Origin of the sequence: Flavisericum labens (genome assembly GCF_045446075.1) — a bacterium.
Classification (GTDB): Bacteria; Bacteroidota; Bacteroidia; order Flavobacteriales; family Flavobacteriaceae; genus Flavisericum; species Flavisericum labens.
Genome location: NZ_JBJJBQ010000003.1, coordinates 159,131 through 172,293 on the forward strand (window position 1 = coordinate 159,131; position 13,163 = coordinate 172,293).

15 protein-coding genes are annotated in these 13,163 nt (G+C 36.3%); 5 read left to right on the forward strand and 10 right to left on the reverse strand.

Going from position 1 to position 13,163, the window contains the following annotated elements:
- The first annotated feature begins 108 nt into the window (after positions 1 to 108).
- Entirely contained in the window at positions 109 to 2,484 is a 2,376-nt protein-coding gene (locus ACIEHO_RS07180; RefSeq protein ID WP_406970134.1) for a TonB-dependent receptor domain-containing protein, read from the forward strand.
- Between the two features lie 48 nt (positions 2,485 to 2,532).
- Here ACIEHO_RS07180 and ggt read toward each other — a convergent pair whose 3' ends face one another.
- From ggt to ACIEHO_RS07210, 6 genes are all read right to left on the reverse strand, one after another.
- Complete coding sequence (gene ggt / locus ACIEHO_RS07185) at positions 2,533 to 4,230, reverse strand: gamma-glutamyltransferase (protein ID WP_406970136.1); 1,698 nt, start codon at positions 4,228 to 4,230, stop codon at positions 2,533 to 2,535.
- 148 nt (positions 4,231 to 4,378) lie between these two features.
- Positions 4,379 to 4,870: a DUF192 domain-containing protein gene (locus ACIEHO_RS07190; protein ID WP_406970138.1), complete on the reverse strand. Its 492-nt coding sequence runs from the start codon at positions 4,868 to 4,870 to the stop codon at positions 4,379 to 4,381.
- A complete protein-coding gene (gene lgt / locus ACIEHO_RS07195; protein WP_406970140.1) occupies positions 4,857 to 5,780 on the reverse strand; it encodes a prolipoprotein diacylglyceryl transferase in 924 nt (307 codons plus the stop codon). The genes ACIEHO_RS07190 and lgt overlap by 14 nt, the downstream gene beginning before the upstream one ends.
- A 55-nt stretch (positions 5,781 to 5,835) precedes the next feature.
- On the reverse strand, positions 5,836 to 6,978 hold the full coding sequence (locus ACIEHO_RS07200; protein WP_406970142.1) for a peptidylprolyl isomerase: 1,143 nt from the start codon (positions 6,976 to 6,978) through the stop codon (positions 5,836 to 5,838).
- Position 6,979: 1 nt separating this feature from the next.
- The gene (gldI, locus tag ACIEHO_RS07205; protein WP_406970144.1) at positions 6,980 to 7,522 is read right to left on the reverse strand and encodes a gliding motility-associated peptidyl-prolyl isomerase GldI; all 543 of its coding nucleotides are present in this window, start codon (positions 7,520 to 7,522) and stop codon (positions 6,980 to 6,982) included.
- Positions 7,515 to 8,534: a DHH family phosphoesterase gene (locus ACIEHO_RS07210; RefSeq protein WP_406970540.1), complete on the reverse strand. Its 1,020-nt coding sequence runs from the start codon at positions 8,532 to 8,534 to the stop codon at positions 7,515 to 7,517. Before ACIEHO_RS07210 ends, gldI begins: the two co-directional genes overlap by 8 nt.
- 87 nt (positions 8,535 to 8,621) lie before the next feature.
- On the opposite strand from ACIEHO_RS07210, the gene ACIEHO_RS07215 reads away from it, so the two are divergent.
- The gene (locus tag ACIEHO_RS07215) at positions 8,622 to 9,041 is read left to right on the forward strand and encodes a nucleoside-diphosphate kinase (RefSeq protein WP_406970146.1); all 420 of its coding nucleotides are present in this window, start codon (positions 8,622 to 8,624) and stop codon (positions 9,039 to 9,041) included.
- 222 nt (positions 9,042 to 9,263) lie between these two features.
- Here ACIEHO_RS07215 and ACIEHO_RS07220 read toward each other — a convergent pair whose 3' ends face one another.
- From ACIEHO_RS07220 to recF, 3 genes are all read right to left on the reverse strand, one after another.
- Positions 9,264 to 9,455, reverse strand: coding sequence for a cold-shock protein (locus ACIEHO_RS07220; protein WP_019386352.1), 192 nt, complete (start codon positions 9,453 to 9,455; stop codon positions 9,264 to 9,266).
- A gap of 98 nt (positions 9,456 to 9,553) precedes the next feature.
- A complete protein-coding gene (locus ACIEHO_RS07225; protein ID WP_406970148.1) occupies positions 9,554 to 9,850 on the reverse strand; it encodes a DUF721 domain-containing protein in 297 nt (98 codons plus the stop codon).
- 100 nt (positions 9,851 to 9,950) lie between these two features.
- Positions 9,951 to 11,030 carry a DNA replication/repair protein RecF gene (recF, locus tag ACIEHO_RS07230; RefSeq protein WP_406970150.1) on the reverse strand — a complete coding sequence of 360 codons (1,080 nt, stop codon included), beginning with the start codon at positions 11,028 to 11,030 and terminating at the stop codon, positions 9,951 to 9,953.
- A 137-nt stretch (positions 11,031 to 11,167) separates the two neighbouring features.
- Here recF and ACIEHO_RS07235 point away from each other — a divergent pair, with 137 nt between their 5' ends.
- Together ACIEHO_RS07235 and ribH are read left to right on the forward strand one after the other, a co-directional pair.
- A complete protein-coding gene (locus ACIEHO_RS07235; RefSeq protein WP_406970152.1) occupies positions 11,168 to 11,938 on the forward strand; it encodes a tetratricopeptide repeat protein in 771 nt (256 codons plus the stop codon).
- A gap of 1 nt (position 11,939) precedes the next feature.
- Entirely contained in the window at positions 11,940 to 12,425 is a 486-nt protein-coding gene (gene ribH / locus ACIEHO_RS07240) for a 6,7-dimethyl-8-ribityllumazine synthase (protein ID WP_406970154.1), read from the forward strand.
- Between the two features lie 232 nt (positions 12,426 to 12,657).
- Here the strand turns inward: ribH and ACIEHO_RS07245 are convergent, their stop codons facing one another.
- Positions 12,658 to 12,783, reverse strand: a complete 126-nt coding sequence (locus ACIEHO_RS07245; protein WP_406970156.1) for a hypothetical protein — start codon at positions 12,781 to 12,783, stop codon at positions 12,658 to 12,660.
- A 94-nt stretch (positions 12,784 to 12,877) separates the two neighbouring features.
- Here ACIEHO_RS07245 and ACIEHO_RS07250 point away from each other — a divergent pair, with 94 nt between their 5' ends.
- The gene (locus ACIEHO_RS07250) at positions 12,878 to 13,162 is read left to right on the forward strand and encodes a riboflavin synthase subunit beta (protein ID WP_406970158.1); all 285 of its coding nucleotides are present in this window, start codon (positions 12,878 to 12,880) and stop codon (positions 13,160 to 13,162) included.
- The last annotated feature ends 1 nt before the right edge of the window (position 13,163 follow it).

A 13,163-nucleotide genomic window follows, 5' to 3' on the forward strand; every position in this document is an offset into this window, starting at 1 on the left:
GCTTTTTTTATTACTAGGCTCCATATAAACATATGAATCGATTAAAATTAACTTTTTGTTATATTGTTCTCAAAAATAAAATTATGATCTTTAAGCTTATTTTTTTCCATGATTTTAAAGCAAACTTATAATTATATTTTATTTAAGGTGTTCCTGCTCATTGGTTTTGTGGGTATGGCGCAGACTGTAAAAATTCAAGGAACCATTTTAGAACAAACCAGTAATCAGCCTTTGGCCTATGCTACGGTCATGTTGGTCGATAGAGATACCAATGAGCCTATTTCGGGCACAACCACTACCGAGGAAGGTTCTTTTGTTTTAAAAACGGAAGCGACCAAATTTTATATAAAAGTGAGTTTTATTGGTTTTTTTACAAAGACCATACGAGATTTCCAGATTAGCAATGACACCATAGATTTGGGAACCACCTACCTTTCTGAAGATGCCGAACAGCTTGACCAAGTTTTGGTGCAGGCCGAAGTGTCCCGAACGGAATTCAAATTAGATAAGCGTGTTTTTAATGTGGGTAAAGACATAGCTAGCACCGGTGCCAGCGCTTTGGAAGTGCTTAACAATGTTCCTTCCGTAAATGTAAATATCGAAGGTGCAATCAGTCTTCGCGGAAACACCGGCGTACAAGTGCTTATAAATGGTAAGCCTTCCATTTTAACCGATGATGGTGGTGCATTAGGAAGCATCACTGCCGATATGATTGAGAGCATTGAAATCATCACCAATCCATCAGCAAAATATGATGCCGAGGGCACTTCTGGCATTATCAATATTATTATAAAAAAAGAGGAGCGTAAAGGGTTGAATGGGTCTGTAAGTTTAAATACGGGTGTTCCAGATAATCATAGTATTGGTATAAGTTTAAACCGGCGTTCAGAAAAGTTTAATCTGTTTACCCAACTTGGTTTGGGACGTAGAAGTTATCCCCGCGACAGCGAAAACATTAATGCTGATTTAATAAACGACAGCACTCTTTATAGCAACGGAATAGATTATAGAAATGAAAAATTCTATAACATTACTTTGGGTACAGATTATTATATAACCCCCACCAACGTGTTGACCCTTTCGGGAAATTTTGCCTATGAAATTGAGGACCAACCATCGTCTTATAATTTTAGCCTTTTTGATGAAAATGAGGCTTTGCAGTCTGAATGGAAGCGTTCTGAAAGTACAGAAGCCACCAACCCCAAATGGCAATATGAACTGATTTATAAAAAAGATTTTGAAGACCACGAAGACCACGATTTGTTGTTCAGTGCCACAGGACGATCGTTTGCAAAAGATTTAACATCGCTCTTTATCGATAAAACCATTTCTGGTAAGTATAAAGATGGTTCACAAAAAACAAGAACCGATTTTGCCGAAGATAATTTCACCTTTAAGTTAGATTATACCAAACCTTTTTCAGAACAATGGAGCATTGAAACGGGGGCGCAATACAACATAAATGATGTAAGTAATGATTACGAAGTTGAAAATTTAGTAAATGGAAATTTTGAAACGGATATGGGGCTTACCAACATTTTTAATTATGACCAAAAAGTATTGGGTGCCTATTTTTCGGCTGCTTACGAAGGTGAGAAGTGGGGTTTAAAAGGTGGTATGCGTTTAGAGCAAACCGATTTAAAAACCCTTTTGGAAAACACAGACAAAAGCAATAATCAGAATTACACCAATTTATTCCCAAGTGTGCATACATCTTATAGGTTTTCTGAAGTTTTGTCGATGCAGGCAGGATATTCTAAACGGATTTACAGGCCACGTCTTTGGGATTTAAACCCGTTTTTCAATATCCGGAACAGTTTTAGCATCCGGCAAGGAAACCCAGAATTGATGCCCGAATTTACAGATTCGTATGAGGTAACCACCATTTTAGATATTGGGAAAACATCGTTAAATTTTGGAGTATATCATCGCTACACTACCGATATGATAGAACGCATTACCACCTCTCAAGATAATGTAAACAGAACAAGGCCAGAAAACGTTGGAACCAACAGCACTTTGGGTATTGAGTTTAATACAAAATATTCGCCTATTGATTGGTTAACTTTTAATGTTGATTTTAACTACAATAGTTTTAATAGGGAGGGGATTTTTGAATCTCAGGTATTCGATTTTAAAGGTGACCAGTGGAGTTCTAAACTTATGGCAAAACTCAAATTACCCGCAAATATCGATTTTGAAGCAACAGGTAATTACCAATCAGAATATAAAACGGTACAAGGTAATAACAGTGATATTGCTTTCCTTGACTTAGGCCTAAGGAAAAAAATACTAGATGGTAAAGGTGTTTTAAATGTAGGTGTTCGTGATGTGTTCGCTTCGCGATACTTTGAAAGTTTTACCACTCAAAATACATTTACAAACTTTTCTAGAAGTACTCGTGGTCGTTTCGTAACCCTAGGTTTTAGTTATGGTTTTGGAAAAGGTGAGGCCATGGAATATAGTGGCGGAAGGCGCCACTGATTTTAGTCTTTTAAATTTAAAAGATAGTATTGCTTAGACCGGCATTAATTAATAACCAGCTGCTTGCCCGTCTTTTCTACTTTCCGAAGCGCCATGGTACACTTGGTTTTCTTTGTCCCATAAAATAGCTTGGTATCCGCCATATCTACCTCGGCCAAAACCCACCTTATGCCTTTTGCCTATAAGACCTCTTACTGTTTGATATGAAATGCCAGATTCTACCCTGACTTCTCCTGTTCCTTCCTGAGGATCCCCTGTTGGAGTAGAAGAACCTGAGTGGTCCCAACGAGGTGCGTCCCCGGCTTCCTGTAAATTCATTCCAAAGTCAATGAGGTTCATTACTATTTGGGTATGACCTTGTGGTTGAAAGTCACCCCCCATAACACCAAAGCTTACAAATGGTTCTGAATCTTTTGTGATAAAAGCAGGAATAATGGTGTGAAAAGGCCTTTTGTTGGGTTCATAAGTGTTGACTTGCCCACTTTTTAAACTGAACAGCTCGCCACGATTTTGAAGCATAAAGCCTAGTTTAGGAGGAACCATTCCTGAGCCCATACCTCGATAATTACTTTGAATTAATGAAACCATATTTCCATCTTTGTCAGCAACCGTCATGTAAATAGTTTCACCAGCACTTATTTCACCAGCCGTATACTTTGAAGCGCTGTCTTTAATTAGTTTCCTTCTTTCATCAGCATAACTATCCGATAGTAATCTTGTAACAGGCACTTTAGCAAAATCCATGTCAGCATAGTATTTTGCTCTGTCTTCAAAAGCTAACTTTTTAGCCTCTGTGAATAGGTGAAGGTGCTCTGTGCTTCCAAATTCAATATTAGAAAAGTTGTAACCTTCTAATATTTGAAGCATTTGTAGTGCGGCTATTCCTTGTCCATTTGGAGGAAGTTCCCAAACATCATATCCTCTATAGTTTACCGAAACTGGCTCTACCCATTCAGAATGATGCTCAGCTAAATCTTTTTCTGACAAGAAGCCACCTTGGTCTTGTATAAAATTTGCTATTGTTTTTGCGATGTCACCTTTGTAAAAAGCATCTCGCCCTTCTTTGGTAATTTTTTTATAAGTGTTAGCCAGATAAGGGTTTTTGTATATTTCCCCTTCGTCTACCAAGTTACCCTTGTTTTGTTTAATATAAGTGTCTTCAATATTTGGATAGCCCATATTCATATAATAAGGGATAGATCTTTGCATATACCAAGCAATAAGTTGGGTTAGGGGGAAACCGGTCTCTGCATAAGATATGGCTGGAGCCATAATGTTCTCCATTTTTATGGAGCCAAATTTTTTATGTAGTTCAAACCAACCATCTACAGTGCCAGGAACACTAACAGGAAGCGGTCCAAAAGCAGGTATTTTTTCCATACCTTTTTCCTTAAAATACCCTAATGTTAACCCTATAGGAGATCTTCCGCTGGCATTAAGTCCATAAAGCTTTTTAGTTTTTGCATCCCAAACAATGGCGAACAAATCGCCTCCAATACCACATCCTGTAGGTTCCATTAGTCCTAATGCCGCATTAGCTCCAATAGCTGCATCAATGGCATTTCCACCATTTTTAAGTATGTCCAGACCTATTTGGGTCGCCAGTGGATGGCTTGTTGCAACCATTCCGTTTCGTGATAATACTTCAGATCTGGTAGCAAAAGATGCACCTGTCACTCTATCTTGACTGAATAAAAAGAAGTTAAATATGAAACTTGCTGAAATACTTAGAATAAATGCTTTCATAAGATTACTTTTAAAGTTACCCGTTGCTATGAGCTTTTAGTGCCTGAGTAAAGGATATAAAACTTAAATATATGCATTTTTTAATTGCATGCCTTCGTCGTTAAAGGAAGATTTATGAAGTTTTTTAGAAGGTCAAGTTCTGTGGTTTTTAAAAACTCAAACTATCTCCAACTTGAAGATTCCAGGTGTCTGCAAGTCCTGCATTAACTTCCAATACATATTGTGCGGGTTGGTTTGATGGTAATGCTGACTCATCAAAAGGCTTGGCGTTTTTTTGAAAGCTCACAATCTTTTTGTTTGTTCCAATATAAATGAGGTCTAATGGTATTTGCGTGTTTTTCATGTAAAAATACCGTAGGCGTTCGTCATCAAAAACAAACAACATGCCTTGTGTGTTTTTCATACTGCTGCGGTACATGAGCCCAGTTTCACGGTCAAACTCGGTATCGGCAATTTCGATATCTAAAGTTACTAAGGTAGAATCGGTCCTTTTATAAATATTGAGTTCGCCTTCCTTTTTAAAAGAAACTTCGGTTTGTTTTATTTCTTTTTTATCATTTTTACAAGCACCAAAAGCCAATAAAAACATTAATAAAACACCAAAAAAATACCGAATGGAGTGCATATTACGTTGTAGCATTTTTAGGTTTGTAAACAAACATAAAGTACAGGCCAATAAGTATAAATGGGATACTGAGCCATTGCCCAGTATTTAGCCCGAACCAATTAATGTATTCGTCGCCTTGGGGTTCTTTAACAAACTCCACAAAAAAGCGGACGGTCCAAAGCAGGATTAAAAACAGTCCAAATAAAAATCCGTTTTGGTTCTTCTTTTCGGTTTTTGAATAGAAATACCATAAAATGAAGAACACAAAAATATAGCAAAACGATTCGTAAAGTTGCGCGGGATGGCGGTATGGCACTTGCTCCAATAATTCTGGATTACCGGCAATGGCATCGTATGCTTTTTGCACGTTCTTGGTGCCAGCAATGCGCATGGCTTCATACTTATTATAAAAATCTTGAATAAAGCGTACGCCCAACGGGAAATCGCCCGATTCTTTTCCAATAATTTCCGAATTGATGAAATTTCCAATTCTAATAAAAATAGCACCCGATGCTACTGAAATAACCACGCGATCTAAAATCCATAGCAACGATTTGTACTTGTATTTTCTTCGGTATAGATACATGCCAATAATAATACCGATGGCTGCACCGTGACTAGCCAATCCTTGAAATCCGGTAAACTCAAAGCCGCCTTTAAACTTAAAAGGCAGGAATATGCTAAAAAAGTCTTCTGATATCAATTCGGATTGATAAAATAGCACATGTCCCAATCTAGCGCCTAACATAGTAGCCAAAACGGTGTAAATAAAAAGTGGGTCTAGATAATCTAAAGACACTTTTTCTTTGGTGAAAATACGTTTCATGATATACCAACCTAAAATAAAGGCCACTACCCACATGAGGCTATAAAAGTGAAGTTTAAAATTTCCAGCAATATCAATGCCCGTAATTGGGTTCCAGTCGAATTTTAAGAGTTGCATATATGTTGTTTTTCGCCGTAAATATAACGTATTGCAAAGTGTTTTGTGTTAAAGTTTATTTAAGAAGTTCTATAATTTCAACTTCAAAAATAAGGTTTGATTTTTCAGGAATACCACGTGTGCCCGATTCGCCATAAGCCAAATGATACGGAATAAATAAGGTGGCTTTATCGCCCACGCTTAGTTGTTGTAGTCCCTCTTTAAACCCGGGAATCATACTGGCGTCTGGACCAATGTTGGCTGCGATAGGTTGGTATCTATCTGAAGCTTTTCGTAGTGGATTAACCGCATCTAAAGCTTCTGCAATTTCAAGTTTACTGGTTTCCAATAATTTTCCGTTTTCAAAATAAACGGCATAATGGGTTAAAACCTCGGCATCTTCAGGCAGTTTTTTCCCAGTGCCTTTTTCAGAAATGTAATATTGTAATCCCGATTCCAATGAGGAAGCTTGTGCTTTTTGGTTTTCAAATTTCTCTTTTGATGCTTTTAAAATAGCTTCAGCTTTAGCCTTTTTTTCTCTCTCTAGATGTTCAGCTTCAATAAAATGATTTTTAAAAATTTCAGGAGCATCAAATCTCTTGGCTAATTTTCCTTTTCTGATAATTTTCACTTCCTGAATAGTATCACCTTGCTCAATCGAGTCGACCACCTCTAGTCCTAAAACGATTTCACCAAAAACCGTATGGCAACTTACACGACGGTTTTCACAGTTTTTTGGATGACCGTCTTCGTCAAAAGCATCCAACCAAGGCGTAGCTTTGTGAGTGATGTAAAACTGACTGCCATTAGTGCCAAAACCAGAATTCGCCATGGCCAAAACACCTTTTTTGTCGTGTTTTAAACTAGGGTCGAACTCGTCGTTAAATCGGTAACCTGGGTTGCCAGACCCATCGCCATTGGGGTCGCCGCCTTGAATCATAAAATCTGGAATAACACGGTGGAATATTAATCCGTTATAAAAATTTTTCTTTTTTAACGAATCGTTCACCAAGGTATTGGTGCCTTCCGCCAACGATATAAAATTAGCTACGGTAGTAGGCGTTTTTTCTTGTTCGAGCTTAGCTACCATAATGCCTTTGTTGGTAGTAAATTCAGCATACATGCCGTCTTCAAGCTCAGGGTAAGGTGCTTTGCAAGATGAAAATTGGACAATAAATATGAGCAATAAAACTTTACAAGCTAATTTGAGTGGTGCCATTTTAATTGGTTTGATTGGAGGTAATTGAATTTACGGTTACTTCACAAACTAAAGGTGTGTTGCTGCCTATTCTGTTTTCATCGCCGTAATAGCCGTATGCTTTTTGCGATGGGAATAAAAAAGTAACGGTTTCACCAGATTTCATAAGTTTTAAACCTTCGCGAAGGCCAGTAAAAATCTCTTCTCTGTCCATGGCATAGCTCTGCGTTTTTAAATCTTCGGCAGAATATATAACACTTCCGTTTAACGATTTTATATCATAGTTAAAGTTGACAATATCACCAAAAGCAGGGGTTTTTAAGGTATCGTTTTCAATTTTAGTATTGTAGTAGTACCAGAAACCAGTTTCTGAAGTGAGATACTCCTGTTGTTGCTTTTTTAATATTTTCTCTATGGAAGCCTGTTCTTTGGCATTCAATTTTTTGTTGCGTTCAATCGATGCATCAATAAACGACCCAGATTTCACAGAAATGGGGCGTCGTGCTTCGGGTGTTTTACAGCTAAAAAGCAATAAAACAAAAGCGAGTTTTAGTAATTTATTCATTATTCAGGGCTTTATTATAACTAGGCAATATACTAATAAATTTTTCAACGGTTTCGTGTAGTGATAAATGGCTCCTGCCTCCCGCAGCGTTAATGTGCCCTCCACCGTTAAAGTGTGCTCTAGACATTTCATTAACCGAAAAGTTGCCTTTTGACCGCAGAGATATTTTTATGATGCCTTCTTGTTTGTCTTCAATAAAAATGACAGCTAAAATAATACCGTCCAACGAAAGGCCATAATTCACAACACCTTCAGTGTCACCCTTTTTGTAATTGAATTGGTTGAGTTCTTCTTGGGAAAGCGTAATGTAAGCTGTTCTAGATTCTGGTATGACCTTTAAATTACTGAGCGCACGGCCTAACAGTTGTAGGCTTTCATAACTATTGGAATCAAAAATATGGTTGTGTATTTCAGAGTTGTTAGCACCTCTTTCAATCAAATTGGCAACTACATGGTGCGTGGTACTTGAAGTAGACGCAAATCGAAACGACCCCGTATCGGTCATAATACCTACATATAAACAGGTGGCGATATCTTTGTCTATTAAATTGGTGTCACCTAACATATCGATAAAATGATACACCATTTCGCAAGTAGAACTCATGCTTACGTCGCTATAAGTATAAAGCGCATAATCGTCAGGCGATTGATGGTGATCAATCATAATTTTAGTGGCCTTACTTTCTTCTAAAACGGATTCCATATCGCCCGTTCTATGGAAGGCATTAAAATCTAAAGTAAAAACAATATCGGCATCATTAATCAGAGCGTCGCAAATTCTAGATTGTGAATCGTACTTTAAAATAGCATCGCTTCCTGGAATCCATTTTAAAAACGAAGGAAAATCATTTGGTGTTATAACATGCACTTTGTGGTTGCCTTTTAAAAGAAACTGGCAAAGCCCCAATGAGGAACCAATAGCATCGCCGTCTGGGTTTTTATGAGGTACAATGACAATCTTTTTTTTTGTAGCCAATAACGCTTTAATGCCTGAGATATCTTGTTTTTTCATAGGTGACGAAGATACGATATTTTTAAAATTAGATAACTTGCATTTCATTAGAAATACATTACTTTTGCACACAAATAAAATTATAAAATGGCAACAAATAGAACATTTACCATGCTTAAGCCTGATGCGGTTGAAAAAGGACACATTGGTGCGATATTAGAAAAAATTTCGGCTTCTGGCTTTAAAATAGTAGCGATGAAATTAACGCAAATGACAAAAGCTGATGCCGAGGAGTTTTACGGTATCCATAAAGAACGTCCGTTTTTTGGTGAATTGGTTGAGTATATGACTCGTGGGCCTATTGTTGCTGCTATTTTAGAAAAAGATAATGCCGTTGATGATTTTAGAACTTTAATTGGCGCTACAAACCCAGAAGACGCTGCTGAAGGAACTATTAGAAAATTATATGCAGATTCTATAAGTGAAAATGCAGTACATGGCAGTGATAGTGATGCAAATGCTGCCATTGAAGGTGCTTTCCATTTTTCTGGTCGCGATACATTTTAAGACATATTGAAAAAACTGAATTAGAATCCTGCTTATTGGCGGGATTTTTTATGTGAAAATTTGATTGTCCGTCTTATGTTATACTATTTTGTTTTTGTCATGCTGACCTTGTTTCAGCATCTCATTATGTTTATGAATCAATATTTTATGATCATAGATGGTCATAAAAAAAGCCTATCAAAAAATGATAGGCTTTAATTGTAATTGTTAAATAGTATATCGTTAGACTACTTTTACGTTTACGGCGTTTAATCCTTTTCTACCTTCTTGTAGATCGAATTCTACAACATCACCTTCACGAATTTCATCGATTAGTCCTGAAATGTGTACGAAATGTTCTTTGTTGTTGTCCTCTTCAATAATGAATCCAAAACCTTTTGAATCGTTGAAGAATTTTACGGTACCTTTACTCATTGTATTTGTATTATATAAATTAAAGTGCCAAAGGTAATATAAATAATGATCGCTTGTTGGATTTTGGGTAATTATTTCTGTTAAAATTTAACATTTAATCATCTTAAAACCAGTTTTTTAATTATTTTCTTTCCCAATTCGTCGTTCAGCATAGTGATGATTTTTTGTTTGCCGTAACTTAACTCTTCCCTTAAAACACTCGAACTTAATTGTACGTACAGGGTCTCTCGCTCTAGGTTTACCGAAGTGGTGTAATTATTAACGCCGTTTCCCATAAGTTTGGCCCAAGCATCAGCCACATTTACCTTGTCCAAGCCTTTCTCTAACTTATTGGTTTCTATAAATTCTTTAAGTGCATCGCTTATATTGATGTGTTCGTTGTTGCGTTTGGCCATTTTATTATAATCTGTTGGTTTGATGCGTTTTGTTTAAACGATAAAGTATTACCTTTAATTCACAATAGAATTAGGGCGTAAAATTATCAAAATTTAAGCACTATAGCTTAAAAACCTCATAACTTTGATGCACCTGTTTTACTGCATTTTCGGTACGTTCGGCGTGCGTGTCACTTATAAAAAGCTGTCCAAAATTTTCATCGTCCACTAGTTTAATGATTTGTGCTACACGGTTTTCATCCAGTTTATCAAAAATATCGTCTAATAACAAAATAGGATTAACCCCACTTTGTGCTTTAATAAAGTCGAATTGCGCTAATTTCAAGGCAATTAAAAATGATTTTTGTTGTCCTTGACTGCCAAATTTTTTAATTGGGTGGTCTTCAATGTTAAAATGTAAGTCGTCTTTATGAATACCCACACTAGTATACTGTAAAGCCTTGTCTTTGTTGATAGTGCGTTGCAGTAACATATTCAAATCATCTTCAAAAAGAGGGCTGTGGTACACTAAATCAACCGCTTCGTTGCCGTTACTAATGGCTTCGTAACGCGATTTAAAAATAGGAATGAATTCTTTTAAAAATCCATTGCGCTTTTCAAAAATAATGGAGCCATATTCGGTCAATTGGCTGTTGTAAACATCTAAGGTGTCTTTGTTAAACGTGTGGTTTAAAGCAAAATATTTTAATAGGGCATTTCTCTGAGCTAGTATTTTGTTATAGTTTATCAGATGGCTCAGGTAGTTTTTGTCGCTTTGCGAAATCACGCTATCAATAAATTTCCGGCGCGTACTACTACCTTCAATAATTAAATCGCTATCGGCTGGCGATATAATGACCAAAGGTAAAAAACCAATGTGCTCGCTGAATTTTTCGTAGGCTTTTCCATTGCGTTTAATGACCTTCTTTTGTCCGCGTTTAAGACTGATGGCTACTTTTTCCGTTTTCTCTTCCTTTTCATATTCGCCATTAACTACAAAAAATTCTTCGTCGTGTTTAATGTTTTGTAGCGCTATAGGATTAAAGTAACTTTTTCCAAACGATAAATGGTAAATGGCATCAAGCACGTTGGTTTTTCCAATACCGTTATTGCCTACAATGCAATTTATTTTATCATTGAAAACGAACGATTTACTGTCGAAATTTTTATAGTTTAATAAAGAAAGTGATTTCAAAATCATACAAAAAGCAACTTATAGGGCGTTTAGGCGGTTAATGCCTAAAAAGAACTGCAAATTATTGAAAAATATCAAATAAATACCCTTTTAGTTATGAAGAAAAATTATATTTTTGCGCCACATTAATTTATACTGAATAAATGGCAACTTACAAGAAGAAAGGTTACAAACCAAAAACAAAAGTAGAGAAAGAGCAAAATATTGAAGAAGGATCAACTACTGCTGAAGTTTTTAATACGCTTGACGAAACCGCATCAAAAACAGAAGATTTTGTAGCTAAAAATCAGAAATATATTTTCATTATTATAGGTGTTGTAGCACTAGTCGTTTTAGGTTCTCTTGGTTATAAAGAGTTTATTGCTAAACCAAAGCAAACCAATGCGATGAACGATATGTTCCAAGCACAAAAATACTTTGATCAAGCCGTTACGGGTACTGCAAAAGATTCTCTTTACAATTTAGCATTGAATGGCGGTGAAGGTAAATTTGGTATGTTAGATATTATTGAGGAATATAGTGGAACACCATCTGCAAACTTGGCCACTTATTATGCAGGTACGGCTTATTTAAGATTGAAAGATTACAAAAATGCTGTAGAATACTTAAGCAATTTTAAAAGTGACGATGAAATTTTAGCGCCATTGGCTAAAGGAAATATTGGAGATGCTTTTGTACAGTTAAACCAACCGGAAGATGCTTTGGGGTACTATGAACAAGCTGCTAAAATGCGTGATAATGAATACACGACACCCATGTATTTATTTAAAGCGGGTGCTATTGCTCTAGATTTAGGAGAGGCCGATAAAGCTTTAAAGTATTTTAAAAGAATAAAAGACGATTATTCAAATTCGGCTGAAGCATCAAAAGTAGAAGTGTTTATAGGAAAAGCCCAAGTATTGGCAAATAAATAATATGGCTACGGCAAATAAAAATTTATCCGAATACGATAAAAACACAATCCCAAGCGCGAAAGATTTTCGGTTTGGGATTGTTGTTTCAGAGTGGAACGATACAATTACCGAGGGTTTGTTTCAAGGGGCTTACGGTGCATTGATAGAGAATGGTGTGCCTGCCGATGATATTATTCGGTGGGATGTACCGGGCAGTTTCGAGCTCGTTTACGGGTGTAAAAAAATGCAAGAGCAATATGTTGACGCCGTTATAGCCATTGGTAGTGTTATTCAAGGTGAAACCAAACATTTTGATTTTGTGTGTGAGGGCGTAACCCAAGGCATAAAAGACCTAAACGTGTTAAGTGATGTTCCTGTTGTTTTTTGTGTTCTTACAGACAATACGATGCAGCAAGCTATTGAGCGTTCGGGCGGTAAGCACGGTAATAAAGGTACAGAAGCCGCTATTGCAGCTATAAAAATGGCCGACCTTCGTAAAAACAGTTAGTTTTTTTCTAATGGATTTTACGTCACTGCGAGTTTTACTTTTTTGTAAAACGTGGCAGTCTGTATAAGAGAAAGATTGCCACAGTCGCACCTCCCCCGCAATGACAAATCAATTATAGTTGTTAACATTTTTTAGCAATCCAATCCTAACTTTCTCCCTATTTTTAAGTACTTTTGAAAGACAAGCAGCGCTAGATTTTGTTTAAACAACGTAAACATAGAACCTTTAATTATCAGCCTCGTTTTTCTAAAGAAGGTGAAACAAATTCTAGTTCGTCTGATAGTGATTCAGGCACCAAGGAATTTGTTTCGAAATGGCGCAGTACCAATAGCGCCAAAACCAAAGTAAGAGGTGCCATATCGATTAAAATTCTAATTTTAGTTTTGGTACTATTATTGATTTGTATGTATGTGTTGGACAAAAAATACATGTAATACAAAAACGGAGTAATTATGGGACTTTTAAAATTAAGGAAAAATAAAAAATTTAGCTATACGCCACGTTATTATGACGATAAAGGCGAAGGCAACCCTTATGAAATAAAGCACAAATTTGATGAATATCGAAAAACCGTTGGATCTAATAAAGGTATTAAATCTAGGTTCAATGATGCATGGGACGATTATAAAAACCCAGATAAGAAGGCAAATAAACGTATTTTAATTATTGTTGCTATCTTAATTTTGGTGTTTTTGTTCATCATTGATTTCGATTTATCTATTTTCTTACCCAAATAAA